The sequence below is a fragment of the Brachybacterium paraconglomeratum genome (assembly GCF_003994255.1).
Lineage (GTDB): Bacteria > Actinomycetota > Actinomycetes > Actinomycetales > Dermabacteraceae > Brachybacterium > Brachybacterium conglomeratum.
The window spans coordinates 302,618-319,597 of record NZ_ML133851.1; the positions used below are offsets into that span (position 1 = coordinate 302,618).

Genomic DNA, 16,980 nt, shown 5'->3' on the forward strand with positions numbered 1-16,980 from the left:
ACGGCCCGGCCGGGGGCCGGGCGTGGAACAGCGGGAACCGGACGCAGCCGGTTCCCGCTGTCACGAGGAGATCAGCAGATCACTTGGTGATGTTGTGGTACAGCGGCACCGTGTCCCAGCCGTACTCCACGTCGGAGACGAGCGTCGAGTAGCCGCCGATGGTGTTCTGGTACCAGAGCGGGAGGACGGGGAGGTCGCGCATGAGCAGGGCCTCCGCCTCCTTCCAGATCTTGATGGCGTCCTCCTCGGTCTCGGCGGCGAGGCCGTCGGCCAGGAGCTGGTCGAACTCGGGGTTCTTGTAGTCGCCGTCGTTGGAGCCGTTGCCGTCGGCCGCGGAGGAGCCGTAGAGCGGGCCGAGGAAGTTGTAGGCCGACGGGTAGTCCGCCTGCCAGCCGGAGCGCCAGGTGCCCAGGAGGTCACGAGCGCGGATCTGCTCGCGCATCTCGCCGAAGGCGGGGAACGGCGTGGGCTTCGCCTCGATGCCGAGCACGTTCGCGAGCGAGTTGCAGACCGCCTCGACCCAGTCCGCGTGCGGACCGTCGGCGTTGTAGGCGAGGGTGAGCGGGCCCTTGAACGGGGTGATCGCCTCGGCCTCCTCCCACAGCTTCTTCGCCTCGGCCTCGTCGAACTCGAGCACCTCGGCGCCGGGGATGTCGGTCGCGCCGCCGCCGGGGATCACCGGGGAGACGAAGTCCGTGGCCGGGGTGCGGGTGCCGAAGAAGAGGTTGTCGCAGATCGACTTGCGGTCGATCGCGCGCGAGAGCGCCTTGCGACGGATCGCTCCGGCCTCGCCCTCGAAGTTCGGGTCGTAGCCGGGCAGGGTGATCGACTGGAACACGGCGCCGGGGGCGTTGACGGCCCGCTCGCCGAGGTCGCTCTCGAAGGTCGCGAGCGCCGAGCCGGGCAGCTGGTCGACGACGTCGACGTTGTCCGACTGCAGGTCGAGGTACATCGTCTCCGGGTCCTGGTAGACCGTGAAGGTGATGCCGGAGTTCTTCGGGGTGCGGGGACCGTCGTAGGACTCGTTGGGGACCAGCACCAGCTCCTGGTCGTGGGTCCAGGTCTCGAGCTTGTAGGGGCCGTTCGCCAGCGGCGCCTCGCCGTAGGCCTCCATGTCGTCGAAGGCCGAGGGCGGCATCGGCATGTAGGCCGAGTAGCCCAGGCGGGTCGGGAAGTCCGACTGAGGGGTGACCAGGCGTGCGGTGAACGTGGTCTCGTCGACGACCTCGAGGCCGGAGAGAGTCGCGTCGGGGGCGACGTCCTCGGCCGAGAGCTCCTCGTAGCCCTCGAAGGGCTCGAAGAAGTACTGGCCGATCTGAGCGTTGGCGGCGTTCGCGCCGTAGTTCCAGGAGTCGACGAAGTCCTGCGCGGTGATCGGGGTGGAGCCGTCGGAGTAGGTGAGGCCCGAACGGATCTTGATGGTCCAGTTCTGGTTGTCCTCGGACTCGATCGACTCGGCGATGTCGTTCTCGATGCTGCCGTCGGCCTTGTAGTAGACCAGGCCCGCGAAGATCATCGTGATGATGCGGCCGCCGCCGACCTCGCCGGTGTTGGCGGGCAGCAGGGGGTTCTCGGGCTCGGTGGTGTTCGCGTAGATCGGCTCTCCGGTGCCGCCGCCGGCATCGCTGCCGCCGGCACCGGCGCCGCCTTCGTCTCCGCCGCAGGCGGCGAGGGTGAGGGCGGCCGCGCCTCCGGCGGCGGTGCCCAGCATCATGGATCGGCGCGAGATGGCCATGGGTTCTCCTGGATGGCTCGTGGTCGTGCACCGCACCATCGTTGTGCGGTACGGCACCTAGTGTGCACCCTCCGATGTCAACTGCATTCCATCTGTCGGTAACGCTTCGGTCTCGGCGATTTTTCAACCATGAGCGGAACCGGGACGGACCAGGGGCGGAACCCGTGGCAGGAAGTCCCCTCCGAGCGTGCCTGGGTGTTGAATGGCCGTATGACTTCTTCCGATCCCACCACTGCTCCTGTCGACCCCACCACGACCGAGGCCTGGGCCGAGCTCGAGGCGCACGACCTCGCGCTCGAGGGCTCCCTGCGCGAATGGTTCGCCGAGGATCCCGAGCGCGCCGCCCGCTTCACGCACGACGCCGCCGACCTCCACGTCGACCTGTCGAAGAACCTCCTGACCCCCGAGACCATGCGCCTGCTGCTGAAGCTGGCCCGCGAGGTCGGGGTCGAGGAGCGCCGCGACGCGATGTACGCCGGCGCCCACATCAACACCACCGAGGACCGCGCCGTGCTGCACACCGCGCTGCGCCGCCCCGCCGGCTCCTCCCCCGCCCTGGCCGTGGACGGGCAGAACATCGACGAGGACGTGCGCGGCACGCTCCACCGCGTCTACGAGTTCGCCGAGAAGGTCCGCTCCGGCGAGTGGACCGGCGTGACCGGCAAGCGCATCGAGACCGTCGTGAACATCGGCATCGGCGGCAGCGACCTCGGCCCCGTCATGGTGTACGAGGCGCTGAAGCCCCTCGCCCAGGACGGCCTCGAGGCCCGCTTCCTGTCCAACATCGATCCCACCGACGCGTACGAGACCACGCGCGGCCTGGATCCCGAGACGACGCTCGTCATCGTCGCCTCGAAGACCTTCACCACCCTGGAGACCCTCACCAACGCGCGCCTGGTGCGCAGCTGGCTGCTGGAGGGGCTGCGCGAGAGCGCGGGCCTGACCGCCGAGCAGGAGAAGGAGGCCGTCGCGAAGCACTTCGTGGCCGTCTCCACCGCGCTGGACAAGGTCGAGGAGTTCGGGATCGACCCCCAGAACGCCTTCGGCTTCTGGAACTGGGTGGGCGGCCGCTACAGCGTCGACTCCGCGATCGGCACCGTGCTCGCCACCGTGCTGGGCCCGGACGTGTTCGAGGAGTTCCTGGCCGGCTTCCACGCGATGGACGAGCACTTCGCCACCGCGCCCGCGGAGCAGAACGTGCCGCTGCTGATGGGCCTGCTGAACATCTGGAACGTGAACTTCCTGGAGGCGGAGACCCACGCGGTCCTCCCCTACTCCCAGTACCTCCACCGCTTCCCCGCCTATCTCCAGCAGCTCACCATGGAGTCCAACGGCAAGGGCGTGCGCTGGGACGGCTCGCTCGCGACCACCGAGACCGGGGAGGTGTTCTGGGGCGAGCCCGGCACCAACGGCCAGCACGCCTTCTACCAGCTGATCCACCAGGGCACCCGCGTGATCCCGGCGGACTTCATCGCCTTCGCCACCCCGGACCACGCGCTGGTCGACGGGGAGCAGGACGTCCACGAGCTGTTCCTGGCGAACTTCTTCGCCCAGACCAAGGCGCTCGCCTTCGGCAAGACCGCCGAGGAGGTCCGCGCCGAGGGGACCGAGGGCGCGCTCGTCGCCGCCCGCGAGTTCTCCGGGGACCGGCCCACCACCTCGATCATGGCCCCGAAGCTGACGCCGTCGGTGCTGGGCCAGCTGATCGCGCTGTACGAGCACATCACCTTCGTGCAGGGCGTCGTGTGGGGCATCAACTCCTTCGACCAGTGGGGCGTGGAGCTCGGCAAGCAGCTGGCGAAGGACCTCGCCGGCGCCGTCGCCGGCGACGAGGAGAAGATCTCCGCGGAGGACGCCTCGACCTCGGGCCTGATCCGCTACTACCGCGAGCACCGCGAGGGCTGATCAGGCCCATCCACTCCCGCGTCTGCAGAAAGGGGACGTGAGCGGCACGCTGCGGAGCTCAGCGCTCCGCCGTGCCGCTCACGTCCCCTTTCTGCTGGTGCCCTCCGCCTGATCAGCCAGCGCCCTCCCGCCCGATCTCCTGCCGCTCGTCCCTCGCAGCACGTCGATCAGGCAGCACCCTCCGCCCGATCTCCTGCCGCTCGTCCCTCGCAGCACGTCGATCAGGCCAGGTAGTCCACGTCCTTCGTCTCGCCGCCGATGACGAGCGCGCCGAGCGTGACCACCGCGGCGACCGCGAGATAGGAGCCGACCAGCAGCAGGGAGCCGCCCTGCTGCTGCCACAGCCAGATCATCGCGTATGGCGCAGGCGCCGCCCCGATCACCGAGGCCATGTTGTAGCTGACGGCGCTGCCGGTGTAGCGCACGTCGGCCTTGAACATCTCCGGCAGGAACGCGGCCATCGGCCCGAACGTCATGCCCATGAGGGTGAAGCCGAGGATCAGCGCGGCCATCACCCCGGCCGTGCCGGCGTGCATGAGCGGGTCCAGGACGAGCCCGAACACGCCGATCCCGGCGGTCACGGCGAGCAGGAGCCGCTTGCGTCCCAGCCGGTCCGCGAGCGGACCGGAGACGACGGTGAAGATCCCGAAGAAGACCACGCCGATGATGAGCATGGTGAGGAAGTCGGTGCGCTCGTAGCCGAGGCCGGGCACGAAGGTCGCGGCGTTGAAGTCCTTGCCGGCCGTCTCCGCAGCGGCGCGGGCGGAGGCCTCGTCGGCCGCGGTGGTGCCGACCACCATGAGGAAGGCGGTCATGAGGTAGAAGAGCACGTAGGTGGCGACCATCGCGAGGGTCGCGAGCACGAGCGGCTTCCACGCGGTGCGGAACACGCGCGCGATCGGCACGGAGGCGACCCGCTGCTCGTCCAGCACCTTCTGGAAGGCCGGGGACTCCATCAGCTTCAGCCGCACCCACAGCCCCACGACCACCAGGACCGAGGAGAGCAGGAAGGGCACGCGCCAGCCCCAGGCCATGAACTGCTCCGGGGTGAGCTGCACGCTCAGCAGCACGAACAGCAGGTTCGAGAGGATGAAGCCGACGGGCGCGCCGAGCTGCGGGAAGGTGCCGTACAGGGCGCGCTTGCCGGGCGGGGCGTTCTCGGTCGCCAGCAGCGCGGCGCCGGACCACTCGCCGCCCAGTCCGATGCCCTGGCAGAAGCGCAGCAGCACCAGGATCGCGGGGGCGATGAACGAGAAGCCCGGGGTCGAGGCGGTGGGCAGCACGCCGATGAGGAAGGTGGCGATGCCCATCACCAGCAGGCTCGCCACGAGCGTGGCCTTGCGGCCCACGCGGTCGCCGTAGTGGCCGAAGATCAGCGAGCCCAGCGGCCTCGCGACGAAGGCGACGCCGAACACCGCGAAGGAGCTCAGCAGCTGGTTCGCCGGGGTCTGCGTGGGGAAGAACAGCGCCGGGAACACGAGCGAGGCGGCGGTCGCGTAGGCGTAGAAGTCGAAGAACTCGATGGTGGTGCCCACCATCGAGGCCGTGATGACCCGGCCGCGGGTGTTGGCCGGGGCGGTCGGCGGCGGACTGGTGGGAGCGGGGGCGTGCGGGGTGTTCACGACGGGCGACCCTAGACCCGTTGGTCCACCATGCGGACCTGCGGGTCGGATGGTGAGATGACGGTGAGGCGAGCCAGATCGTCCAGGGCATCGCGGTGACCGACATGACGTGAGGCGGCCGCGGTGCGGGGTCGCCCGTCCGACGCGGGCGGGCGGGCGCTCCCTGCGCCGGGGCGCCCTCACGCCCGGTCACTGGCGGGTCTCCGGTTCCGGATCGACCTCCCGTCCGGGCGTCCGCGATGGGAGAATCGACCGCGGCATGCCTGCACCGACAGAGGAGGCATGCCTGAACTGACCGAGGGGAACCCATGGAAGCCTTGATACCGATCATCGGCGGCGTCGTCGTCGTGGTGGTCGTCCTGCTCATCCTGCTGCTGGTGCTGCTGCGCAGCTACCGCATCGCCGCACCGAACGAGGCCCTGATCATCACGGGCCGCAACGCGAAGGCGAGCCCCACCGGGGACATCGACCTGGAGTCCGGCAGCGCCCGGGTCGTGATCGGCGGGCGCGCGATCGTGCGTCCGATCGTGGACCGCGCCTTCGTGCTCAGCCTGTCCTCGCGCCAGATCCCGGTCGAGGTCGAGGGCTACTCGATGAACGGCATCTTCCTCCGTCTGCGCGGGGTGGCGCAGGTGAAGGTGGGCGGCAACGTCGAGGACGTCCGCAAGGCCTCGCAGCGCTTCCTCGATCAGCAGCAGCAGATCGACCACTACACCCAGGAGATCCTCTCGGGCACCCTGCGCGCCGTCGTCGGCACGCTGACGGTGGAGCAGATCATCCGCGACCGCGCCTCCTTCGCCTCGCAGGTGCAGGCCGAAGCCGAGCACTCGATGAACAACCAGGGCCTGGTGATCGACACCTTTCAGATCTCGGCCATCGAGGACGACGGCTCCTACCTGCGCGACTGGGGCCGTCCCGAGGCGGCGCTGGTCGCCAAGCGCGCCGCGATCGCCGAGTCGGACGCGAACCGCGAGTCGACCCAGGCGAAGAACCTCAACCTCCAGCAGGAGGCGGAGTCGAAGCAGGCCTTCGACATCCGCAACGCGGAGATCAAGGAGGAGACCGATGCGCGTCAGGCCGTCGCCGACGCCGCCGGTCCCCTCGCCCGCGCCGCGCAGCAGCAGAAGATCATCGAGCAGGAAGAGCTCATCGCGGTCCGCAACAACGACCTGCGCGAGAAGCAGCTCATCGCCGAGGTCCACAAGCCGGCCGAGGCAAAGCGCTACGCCGAGCAGCAGGACGCGGACTCCAAGAAGTACGCCCGCGTCGCGGACTCCGAGGCGCAGCTGACCGACGAGCGCAACCGCGCCGAGTCCCGCAAGGTCACCGCGGACGCCGAGGCGCACGCGATCGAGGCCCGCGGTCGGGCCGAGGCCGAGGTCGAGCTGCAGCGCCGCTCGAAGGACGCCGAGGCGGTCCGGCTCGAGGGCCAGGCCGAGGCCGACTCGCTGCGCGCCAAGGGCGAGGCCGAGGCCGCGGCGATCCGCGCCAAGGGCGACGCCGAGGCGGAGACCACCCGCGCCCGTGCCGAGGCGTACAAGCAGTTCAACGACGCCGCGGTCCTGGCCCAGGTGCTCGAGGTGCTGCCGGAGGTCGCCGGCGAGCTCGCCTCCCCGTACTCGAACATCTCCAACCTCTCGGTGTTCTCCACCGACGGCGAGGCGAAGATCGGGCAGAACATCTCCGTGGGCCTCGCCCAGGTGCTCGACATGGTCAAGTCCACCACCGGCGTGGACTTCCAGGACACGCTCCAGCGGGCCGCCGAGGGCGGTCGCGCGGTGCGCGAGCAGTCCGAGCAGACCCGTGGCGCGGGCCTCTCCGCCGCCGCGGAGTCCTCGACCGAGGACGTGGAGGGCGAGGAGGCCTGACCCCTCGCTCCCCCGCTCCTGCGGCGCCCCGTCCCCTCTCTGGAGAGGGCGGGGCGCCGCTGCATCGCGGGGCCGACGCGCGGACGCAGCACCCGCGGTGGGGTGCCGCGCCGAAGTGCGGACCGCCTCTGGCCACCGGCCGTCCGAGCGGCGTCCATCGCCAGTTCACCTGCGATGGTCCGAGGACCGAGGCCCCTGACGAATGCTCCCGGACCCGCCTAGGGTGGAGTCGGCGGATGCCGCCGCGGAGCGGATGCGCCCCTCCCCTTCGACGCCCGAGAGAAGAGAGCCAGCCCGTCATGAAGATCGGAATCCTGACCTCCGGCGGTGACTGCCCCGGCCTGAACGCGGTGATCCGCGGAGCGGTGATCAAGGGCGATCGCCTCTTCGAGGACGAGTTCATCGGCTATCGCGACGGCTGGCGCGGCGTGATCGAGGGGGACTGGATGACCCTCCCCCGCCGTCGCGTGCGCGGCATCGGCCGGATCGGCGGCACGATCCTGGGCACCTCCCGCGCGAATCCCTTCCACGACGGGGCCGACGGCGCCGAGATCGTCCGGCGCCACATGGACGAGCAGGAGGTCGACGCGATCATCGCGATCGGCGGCGACGGCACGCTGTTCACCGCGAACCGGCTGTCCGAGGCGGGGATCCCGGTGGTCGGCGTGCCCAAGACGGTCGACAACGACCTCGACGCGACCGACTACACCTTCGGCTTCCACACAGCGGTCGAGATCGCGACCGAGTCGCTGGACCGCCTGCGGATGACCGGCGACTCCCACCACCGCTGCATGGTGGCGGAGGTGATGGGCCGCTCGGTGGGGTGGATCGCGCTGCACTCGGGGATGGCCGCCGGCGCGCACGTGATCTGCCTGCCCGAGTTCCCGCTGAGCATCGAGGAGATCTGCGGCTACGTGAAGGCGGCCCACGACCGCGGTCGCGCCCCGCTGGTGGTGGTCGCCGAGGGGTTCGTGCCCTCCGACGCGCCCGAGGGGTTCATGGACTACGACCTCGACGAGTTCGGACGGCCGCGCTTCGGCGGGGTCGCCGCGGCGCTCGCGCCGCTGATCGAGGAGCGCCTGGGCATCGAGTCGCGGGCGACGGTGCTGGGGCACATCCAGCGCGGCGGCGAGCCGACCGGCTACGACCGGGTGCTCGCCACCCGCCTGGGCACCGCGGCGGTCGACCTGGTGCACGGCGGCGGCTTCGGACGGATGGTCGCGCTGCGCGGCACCGACATCGTGGACGTGCCGCTGACCGAGGCGATCGACAGCCTGAAGACGGTGCCGGCGTCGCGCTGGCACGAGGCCGAGGTGCTCTTTGGCTGAGCCGCCGCCCGTCACGGACGGTCGGGCGCGGGGCAGAGTCGAGCGGCCGCCGACCGGGGACGGCAGGCCACCAGTCGGCGACCGATGGCTGTACGCGGCCGGCACCGTCCTCGAGTCGCCGTTCCAGCGGGCCTTGACAGTCAGCGCGGGGAGCCGATCTCCCCCAGCAGCGCCTTGGCGTAGGAGGCGTGGACGGATTCCTCGTCGGAGGGATGGTAGAGCCCGGCGCGCACGTCGCGGGAGAGGCGCTCGAGCTCGCTGCGGCGGAAGTACTGGGCGCCGCCGCTGGCGCGCAGCACCTGGTCGACCGCGGCGATCGCAGCCTCGGTGGCGCGGGATTTCACCCCGGAGAAGTGCAGGAACCAGCGCGGCCCGTGGTCGCTCGTGCCCGTGCCGCTCTCCCCGGTCCCGAGCGCGTCGAGGTCGGCGAGGACCTTCTCGGCCTGCAGCACCGCGCCGTCGAGTCGGATCGCGGCGTCGGCGAGGCGCCAGCGGATGTCGGGGTCGTCGGCGTGGACGATGCCCTTGGTGGCGTTGCGGCGGGTGGTCGCGATCGCGCCGCCTACCTCCACGGCGCGCTGCGCGACCCCGGTGTACACCGAGGCGATCAGCAGCTCGAAGGCGCCGAAGATCCCCATCACGAAGGGGTCGTTGTTCGGGCCGACGGGGGTGGCGGTCAGCACCCGCTCCGCCGTGACGGCCGCGCCGTCCAGACGCGTCGTGCGGGACTGGGAGGGGCGCATGCCGTGGGTGTCCCAGTCGTCGAGGGTCTCGACGTGCTCGTCGCGCTCGATCACCCCGAACACGAGCCGGGGATCGCCCTCGCGTGCGGCGGCGACCCGGCCGTGCACGACCAGGCGGTCCCAGACGGGGGCGAGGGAGGTGAAGATCTTGGTGCCGGTGAGGTGGAAGCCGTCGCCGTCGGGGACGGCGCGGGTGGCGGAGTCGAAGAGCATCGCGTCGTTGCCCGCCTCGGAGATCCCGAAGGCGAACAGCTTCTCCGCGGCGGCGTCCTCGAGGATGCTGCGCACGGACTCCGCGCCGAGGCGGTGGGCGTGCAGCGCGGCGCTGGTGACGACGAGGTGCATGTTCATCGACAGGGCGGTGGCGGGGGCGGCGCCGGCCAGGCGGCGCTGGACGCGCGCGGCCTCCAGCAGGCTGCCCCCGAGTCCGCCGAGCTCGCGGGGGACCAGCAGGCGCAGGTATCCGCGCTCGCGCAGGTCGGCGAGGTCCTGCTCGGGGAAGGTGTTCTCCCGGTCGTGGACCACCGCGCGCTCGCGGAAGGTCTCGAGCAGGGACTCGGGCAGCAGCTCTTCGGCGATGACGCTCATGGGTCCACGCTAGTCCAGGTCCCACACGGTGCGGGGCTCCGGGCCGGGTCCGTGCTCGTGCAGGGTGGTCCGGGCGCGCAGCGTCGCCACGACGGGGCGGTGGTCGGAGTCGGTGAGCGGACCGGTGGCGAGGTCCAGCACGTCCACCGCGCCGCGCACCCACAGCGAGTCGATGCGGCGCACGGGGACGCGCGCCGGGTGGGTCGGGCGCGCCGGGGAGCCGGTCAGCGCGGAGAGCACGGGAAGTTCCCGCAGGCCGCGCCCGGGTCCGCGCAGCTCGTCGGCCGCCTCCCGCCAGCCGGCGGCGGCGAGCGGTGCGAGCTCGGGGCGGTGCGGGGCGGCGTTGAGGTCCCCGAGCAGCACGGCCGGTCCCGTGATCCCCTCGGCCCAGCGGAGGATGCCGAGCACCTCCGCGGTGCGGTGCCGGGGCAGGTCGTTGTCCAGATGGGTGACCAGCAGGTCAAGCGCGTCGCCGCCGCCGCGGGTCACCTGCGCGTGCAGCACCCCGCGGGGCTCGTGCCGCGCAGGGGCGCCCGGGTGCCCGCAGAGGGCGTGCATCTCGGGGTCCGTGAGCGCATGCGGGGTGAGCAGCGCGACCCCGTAGCGGCGGCGCGGGCCGTCGGGCTGGAGGGGCGGCAGGTCGAGCGCCGCCCCGAAGGCGACCTCCCAGCCCAGCAGCTCCGCGAGCCGGGAGGCCTGGTCCTCGTGCCCGGAGCGGGGTCCGTAGGCGACGTCCACCTCCTGCAGGCCGACAGCGTCGGCCCGCAGCGCGGCGATCGCCCGGGCGGTGCGGGCGAGGTCCACCCGTCCGTCGCGGCCCAGGCCGTGACGGATGTTGAAGGTCGCGATGCGCCAGGGCGCGGGCCGCCGCGGACCGTCCCCGCCGCCGCGCCGCACGGACGGCGTGCTCACGCCGTCACCCTCGCGCTGCCGTGCTCAGGAGAGGCAGCCCGGGCCCAGCAGGGCCTTCAGCGAGGCGTACAGCGCGGCCGACGGCGTGACCGCGAGGCGCTTGTCCAGCTGCATCAGCGTCGTGCGTCCGGGCTCCTGGAGCTTGACCCTCACCTCGGAGGAGCCGGGGTTGTCCTCGAGCACGCCGCGGAGGTCGCCGACCACCTTCTCGGTGGCGCGCATGGCGGGCAGGGCGATGGTGACGGGGCCGTCGATCCCTCCCCCGGTCTCCGGGATCGTCATCTCCATGACCCGCAGCTCGGGCATGCCCTTGGAGGTGTCGACCCGGCCCTTCATCGAGACGACGAGGTCCTCGGCGAGCTCGGAGGCGACGGTCATGTAGGTCGAGGGGAACATCAGGCAGTCGATCGAGCCCTCGAGGTCCTCGACCGTGGCGATCGCCCACATGTCGCCCTTCTTGGTGGTCTTGCGCTGCAGGGTGGTGATCAGCCCCGCGATCGTGACCATCTCGCCGTCCTTGACGGCGCCGTCGTCGGCCAGCGAGCTGATGGAGGTGGAGGAGTTCTGGGCGATGACGTGCTCGAGCCCGTACAGGGGGTGGTCCGAGACGTACAGGCCCAGCATGTTGCGCTCGAAGGCGAGCAGCTCCTTGCGGTCCCACTCGGGCAGGTCCGGGATGGTCAGCGTCGCCGCGGAGCCGGAGGCCATCGCGTCCTCGCCCTCGCCGCCGCCCGCGCCGCCGAAGACGTCGGCGAAGAGGTCGTACTGACCCTGGGCCTCCTTGCGCTTGACGTCGACGACCGAGTCGACGGCGTCCTCGTGGATCAGCACGAGGGAGCGGCGGTTGTGGCCGAGGGAGTCGAAGGCGCCGCCCTTGATCAGCGACTCGATGGTGCGCTTGTTGCACACCGACAGCGGGACCTTGTCCAGGAAGTCGGTGAAGGAGGTGAAGGCGCCCTTCTCCTCGCGGGTGCGGATGATCTCCTCGACCACGTTCGCGCCGACGTTGCGGATCGCGGAGAGGCCGAAGCGGATGTCGTCGCCGACGGCGGAGAAGTACAGGTCGGACTCGTTGACGTCCGGGGGCAGCACGGTGATGCCGCGGTGGCGGCAGTCGCCGAGGTAGAGGCCGAGCCGGTCGCGGTTCTCCTGGGTGGAGGTCAGCAGCGCGGCCATGTACTCGGTGGGGTGGTTCGCCTTGAGATACGCGGTCCAGTAGGAGACCACGCCGTAGGCGGCGGAGTGGGACTTGTTGAAGGCGTAGTCCGCGAAGGGCAGCAGCGTCTCCCACAGCGCCTGCACGGCGGCGTCGGAGTAGCCGTTGTCCTTCATGCCCGCCTCGAAGGAGACGTACTGCTTGTCCAGCTCCGCCTTCTTCTTCTTGCCCATGGCGCGGCGGAGGATGTCCGCCTCGCCGAGCGAGTAGCCGGCGACCTTCTGCGCCGTCTGCATGACCTGCTCCTGGTAGACGAGCACGCCGTAGGTCTCGTCGAGGATCTCCGAGAGCGGCTCCTCGAGCTCCGGGTGGATCGGCGTGATCTCCTGCAGGCCGTTCTTGCGCAGCGCGTAGTTGGTGTGCGAGCCCATGCCCATCGGACCCGGACGGTAGAGCGCCGAGACGGCGGTGATGTCCCCGAACTGGTCGGGCTTCATCTGCCGCAGCAGGGTGCGCATGCCCGAGCCATCGAGCTGGAACACACCCAGGGTGTCGCCGCGCTGGAGCAGCTCGTAGGTCGCCGGGTCGTCGAAGGGCAGGGTCTCCAGGTCCGGCGGGGTCTTCCCGTTGCGGGACATGTTCTCCACCGCGTCGGAGAGGACGGTGAGGTTCCGCAGCCCCAGGAAGTCCATCTTCAGCAGGCCGAGCGTCTCGCAGGTCGGGTACTCGAACTGGGTGATGATCTGACCGTCGGAGGGGCGGCGCATCATCGGGATGATGTCGGTGAGGGTGTGCTTGGACATGATGACCGCGCAGGCGTGCACGCCCCAGCCGCGGGTCAGGCCCTCCACGCCCTTGGCGATCTCGACGACCTTCTGGACGTCGGGGTCCTCGTCGTGCATGCGGCGGAACTCGGTCGCCTCCGCGTAGCGCTTGTTCTCGGGGTCGAAGATCCCGTTGATCGGGATGTCCTTGCCCATCACCGCCGGCGGCAGCGCCTTGGTGATCTTGTCCCCCATCGCGAAGGGGTAGTCCAGGACGCGGGCGGCGTCCTTGATGGAGTTCTTCGTCTTCATGACGCCGTAGGTGACGACCTGGGAGACCTTGTCGTCGCCGTACTTGCGCTCGACGTACTCGATGACCTCGCCGCGGCGGCGATCATCGAAGTCGACGTCGAAGTCGGGCATGGAGACGCGGTCCGGGTTCAGGAACCGCTCGAAGAGCAGGCCGTGCTCGATCGGGTCCAGGTCGGTGATGCGCATGGCGTAGGCGACCATCGAGCCTGCGCCGGAGCCACGGCCGGGGCCGACGCGGATCCCCTGCTCCTTGGCCCACTTGATGTAGTCGGAGACGACCAGGAAGTAGCCGGGGAAGCCCATCTGGAGGATGATCCCGACCTCGTAGTCGGCGCGCTTCTGGACCTCGTCGGGGATGCCAGCGGGGTAGCGGTACTCGAGCCCGTCCTGGACCTGCTTGACGAACCACGACTCCTCGTCCTCCCCGCCGGGGGTGGGGAAGTGCGGCATGTAGTTCGCGCCCTCGGAGGTGGTGGTGAAGGAGACGTCGCACATCTCGGCGATGCGCAGCGTGTTGTCGCAGGCCTCGGGGAACTCACGGAACAGCTCCCGCATCTGCTGGGCGGACTTCAGGAAGTAGCCGGAGCCGCCGAACTTGAAGCGGTCGGGGTCGTTCAGGCGCGAGCCGGAGTTGATGCACAGCAGCACGTCCTGGATGGTGGCGTCCTGCTCGGTGACGTAGTGGAGGTCGTTGGTCGCCACCAGCGGGGCGTTCACCGCCTTGGCGACCTCGAGCAGGTCCTTGGTCACGCGCTTCTCGATGTCGAGGCCGTGGTCCATCAGCTCGATGAAGTAGCTGTCCCTGCCGAACATGTCCTGGAACTCGCCGGCGGCCTTCACGGCCTCGTCGAACTGTCCCAGCCGCAGCCGGGTCTGCACCTCGCCGGAGGGGCAGCCGGAGGTGGCGATCAGGCCCGGCGCGTACTTCGAGAGGATCTCTCGGTCCATCCGCGGCCACTTGCCCATCTGCCCGTCGAGGGACGCGGCCGAGCCGAGGCGGAAGAGGTTGTGCATGCCCTCGGTCGACTTGGACAGCAGGGTCATGTGGGTGTAGGCGCCGCGGGCGGAGACGTCGTCGCCCGCCGCCTGCTGCTCCTTGGTGCCCCACTGCACGCGGGTGCGGTCGTGGCGGCTGGTGCCCGGGGTCACGTACGCCTCGATGCCGATGATCGGCTTCACGCCGGCGTCGGTCGCGGTCTTGTAGAACTCGTAGGCGCCGAAGAGATAGCCGTGGTCGGTGATCGCCACCGCCTGCTGGCCCTGGTTCACCGTCTCGGCGACCAGCTTGTCGATCTTCGCGGCGCCGTCCAGCAGCGAGTAGTCGGTGTGGACGTGGAGATGGACGAAGTCATCGGAACCCGCAGAAGCCATGCCCATCAGGGTAGCCGCGGGGGCCGACGGGCGAGCGCTCAGGCGGGGGTCGGAGAGGTCACCCCGGCGCGTCCGGCGTGTCGGGAATCCGCCGTCGCGCCGGGGCGTTGACGGGCGCTGCTCAGCCGGATCCTCGGCGCGGGTCCGCGACCTCGGCGTGGGTGCGCAGGATGGACGTCGCAGTTCACGCTGCCCGTGAGGAGGGCGCCCCGTTCATTCGTCAAGGGGTCAGGGCACGGGCGGGGACGCTTCCGCGCGCCCGGCGTGCTCAGCCGCGGCCGTCGTCCTCCGCCGCCTGCTCGCGCTGCATGTCCGCCATGAGCGTGTTCATGTAGTCGTGGACGTCCTCGAAGCTGAGGCATCGCTCGTCGCGGCGCGGCGGGATCCCGCCCACGAAGGCGCCGCCGTGCCAGGCCAGGGAGTCGTCCGGCAGGGTCGGGTCGTCGTCGCGCCACAGGTCGATCGGGATCGCATGGGCGGCGAGGTCGCGGGCGATCTCGTCGGCGCGGGCCGGGTCCCCGCTGCGCTGCAGCACCGAGACGAGCAGGGACTGCGCGGCCCAGGCGAGGGCGTCGTCGTCGCTGCGCTCCCCCGGCTCGACGGACTCCTGGACGAGGGCGACGTAGCTCGCGGCGAGCTCGTCGGCCCCGTCCTCGTAGTGGTCCTTCGCCACGCGCAGGGCGACCTTCGGCACCAGGTCCCGCGCCTCCCACAGCACCGCGGCGCCGACGAGCGCCATGCCCACGCCGGTCGGGAAGTCGGGGTCCAGGGCGAGCTCGGAGCTCGGGGGCCGTCCGGCGCGGCGGTCGTCGTCGGCGGCGAGGAACTCCTCGACGGAGCATGCGAGCGCGGCACGCACCCGCTCGTCGTCGCGCAGCGCGAGCTCGGCACCCTCGGGGTCGAGGGCCAGACGACGTGCTACGCGGGCGGCGGGGAAGTCGGGGCGGGACAGGGCGGCGTCCCGGGTGGGGGTCAGCGCGCCGGAGGTCTGCTCGTCGGTCATGGCTCGACGGTATCGCCTGGACGGTCGATGCCGGTGACGACGACACCCGGACCGCACGGGCGGACGCGGGAGCTGTGCGCCACGTCCCGCCCTGCTCAGCGCTCCCTGAGCCTCTCGAGCGCCTGCTGGAGGTCGGCCGGGTAGGTGGAGGCGTAGGTGACCTCGCGTCCGCTGACCGGATGGGTGAAGGTGAGCTCCATCGCGTGCAGCCACTGGCGCACCAGGCCGACCTTCGCGGCGAGGGTCGGGTCCGAGCCGTAGAGCGGGTCGCCGACCAGGGGATGTCGCAGCGCGGCCATGTGCACGCGGATCTGGTGGGTGCGGCCGGTCTCCAGGCCCACACGCAGCAGGGTCGCGCCGCGCAGCTCCTCGAGCGTCTCGTAGTGGGTGACCGAGTGCTTGCCGTCCTCGCGCACCGCGAACTTGTAGTCGTGGCTCGGCGAGCGGCCGATGGGCGCGTCGATCGTGCCGGAGGGCTGGTCGGGCGCCCCCTGGCACACAGCGTGGTACACCTTCCCCACCTCGCGGGCGCGGAAGGCGTCCTTCAGAGTGGTGTAGGCGCGCTCGGTGCGGGCGACGACCATGAGCCCGCTGGTCCCGACGTCCAGACGGGAGACGATCCCCTGCCGCTCGGGGTCGCCGCTGGTGCGGATCGAGACGCCGGCGGCGGCGAGATGGCCCAGCACCGTCGGCCCGGACCAGCCGGCGCTCGGATGCGCCGCGACGCCCACGGGCTTGTCGATCACGACGATGTCGTCGTCCTGGTGGATCAGGCTCATGCCCTCGGCGATCTGGGGCCGGACCTCGACGGCCGGCTTCTCGTCCGGCAGCTCGACGTCCACCATCGCTCCGGGCTCGAGACGGGTGGAGCGGGCGGGGACCTGGCCGTCGACCAGGACGTGCCCGGCCATGACGAGGTCGGCGGCGCGGGTGCGGGACAGGCCCAGCATGCGGGAGATGCCCACGTCCACACGCTCCCCGGCGAGGCCGTCGGGGACCATCAGGGTGCGGGAGGCGCTCACTTCTCCGCCTCCGGGGATTCCTCCGCAGGGTCTCCCGTCGACGGCTCGGCGGCACGGGCCTGCTCCTGCTCGGTGCGGGTCTGCGCCTGCTCGGCCTCGGCCTGCTCCTGCACGGCGCGGGCGGGATCGGCGTCGAGGCCGAACAGCCCGAGCGCGATCACCAGGATCGCCCCGCCCACCACAGCCATGTCAGCGACGTTGAAGACGGGCCAGTTCGGCAGCTCGAGGAAGTCGACGACCGCGCCGTGGAAGGGGCCGGGGGCCCGCAGCAGGCGGTCGTGGATGTTGCCGAGCGCGCCGCCCATGATCAGACCGAGGGCCAGCGCGTACCAGGGCGAGCGGACCGAGCGGACCGCGAAGACGATCACGCCGATCACGATCGCGATCTGCAGGCAGGTGACCACCGGGGTGATCTCCGCGCCCATCCCCCAGGCCGCGCCGGTGTTGTACAGCAGGGTCAGCTGCAGCACCTCACCCAGGAAGGGCTGGGGGTCGAGCTCGGGGAGGGTCGCCACCGCCCAGTTCTTCGTCACCTGGTCCGCGACCAGGAGCACGGCCGCGAGGACGCCGACGACGGCGAGGACGGCGGGGCGGCTCAGACGGCGACGAGCGCCGGACCCCTGCGGGCCGGCGCTCGTCGACATGGGATCA

The 16,980-nt window shown here is 71.0% G+C and carries 11 protein-coding genes; 3 read left to right on the top strand and 8 right to left on the bottom strand.

Annotation, left to right across the window (positions count from 1 at the left end; translation table 11 throughout):
- Positions 1 to 79: 79 nt before the first annotated feature.
- Positions 80 to 1,735, bottom strand: a complete 1,656-nt coding sequence (locus DS079_RS01385; RefSeq protein WP_126984514.1) for a peptide ABC transporter substrate-binding protein — start codon at positions 1,733 to 1,735, stop codon at positions 80 to 82.
- A gap of 210 nt (positions 1,736 to 1,945) precedes the next feature.
- On the opposite strand from DS079_RS01385, the gene pgi reads away from it, so the two are divergent.
- Positions 1,946 to 3,640, top strand: a complete 1,695-nt coding sequence (gene pgi, locus DS079_RS01390) for a glucose-6-phosphate isomerase (RefSeq protein ID WP_126984515.1) — start codon at positions 1,946 to 1,948, stop codon at positions 3,638 to 3,640.
- Positions 3,641 to 3,861: 221 nt separating this feature from the next.
- Here the strand turns inward: pgi and DS079_RS01395 are convergent, their stop codons facing one another.
- A complete protein-coding gene (locus DS079_RS01395; protein ID WP_126984516.1) occupies positions 3,862 to 5,262 on the bottom strand; it encodes an MFS transporter in 1,401 nt (466 codons plus the stop codon).
- A 308-nt stretch (positions 5,263 to 5,570) separates the two neighbouring features.
- Between DS079_RS01395 and DS079_RS01400 the strand changes: the two genes are divergently transcribed.
- Positions 5,571 to 7,130 carry a flotillin family protein gene (locus DS079_RS01400; RefSeq protein ID WP_126984517.1) on the top strand — a complete coding sequence of 520 codons (1,560 nt, stop codon included), beginning with the start codon at positions 5,571 to 5,573 and terminating at the stop codon, positions 7,128 to 7,130.
- A gap of 299 nt (positions 7,131 to 7,429) precedes the next feature.
- Complete coding sequence (locus DS079_RS01405; protein WP_126984518.1) at positions 7,430 to 8,458, top strand: ATP-dependent 6-phosphofructokinase; 1,029 nt, start codon at positions 7,430 to 7,432, stop codon at positions 8,456 to 8,458.
- Between the two features lie 140 nt (positions 8,459 to 8,598).
- Here DS079_RS01405 and DS079_RS01410 read toward each other — a convergent pair whose 3' ends face one another.
- From DS079_RS01410 to lspA, 6 genes are all read right to left on the bottom strand, one after another.
- Positions 8,599 to 9,789 (bottom strand): acyl-CoA dehydrogenase family protein, encoded by a 1,191-nt coding sequence (locus DS079_RS01410; protein WP_126984519.1) that lies wholly within the window; start codon positions 9,787 to 9,789, stop codon positions 8,599 to 8,601.
- Between the two features lie 9 nt (positions 9,790 to 9,798).
- Complete coding sequence (locus DS079_RS01415) at positions 9,799 to 10,701, bottom strand: endonuclease/exonuclease/phosphatase family protein (RefSeq protein WP_126984520.1); 903 nt, start codon at positions 10,699 to 10,701, stop codon at positions 9,799 to 9,801.
- Positions 10,702 to 10,725: 24 nt separating this feature from the next.
- On the bottom strand, positions 10,726 to 14,304 hold the full coding sequence (gene dnaE, locus DS079_RS01420; protein WP_126984521.1) for a DNA polymerase III subunit alpha: 3,579 nt from the start codon (positions 14,302 to 14,304) through the stop codon (positions 10,726 to 10,728).
- Between the two features lie 268 nt (positions 14,305 to 14,572).
- Positions 14,573 to 15,307, bottom strand: coding sequence for a hypothetical protein (locus DS079_RS01425; protein ID WP_126984522.1), 735 nt, complete (start codon positions 15,305 to 15,307; stop codon positions 14,573 to 14,575).
- Between the two features lie 95 nt (positions 15,308 to 15,402).
- Positions 15,403 to 16,329, bottom strand: a complete 927-nt coding sequence (locus DS079_RS01430) for an RluA family pseudouridine synthase (protein WP_126984523.1) — start codon at positions 16,327 to 16,329, stop codon at positions 15,403 to 15,405.
- Positions 16,326 to 16,973, bottom strand: a complete 648-nt coding sequence (gene lspA, locus DS079_RS01435) for a signal peptidase II (protein ID WP_126984524.1) — start codon at positions 16,971 to 16,973, stop codon at positions 16,326 to 16,328. The genes DS079_RS01430 and lspA overlap by 4 nt, the downstream gene beginning before the upstream one ends.
- Between the last annotated feature and the right edge of the window lie 7 nt (positions 16,974 to 16,980).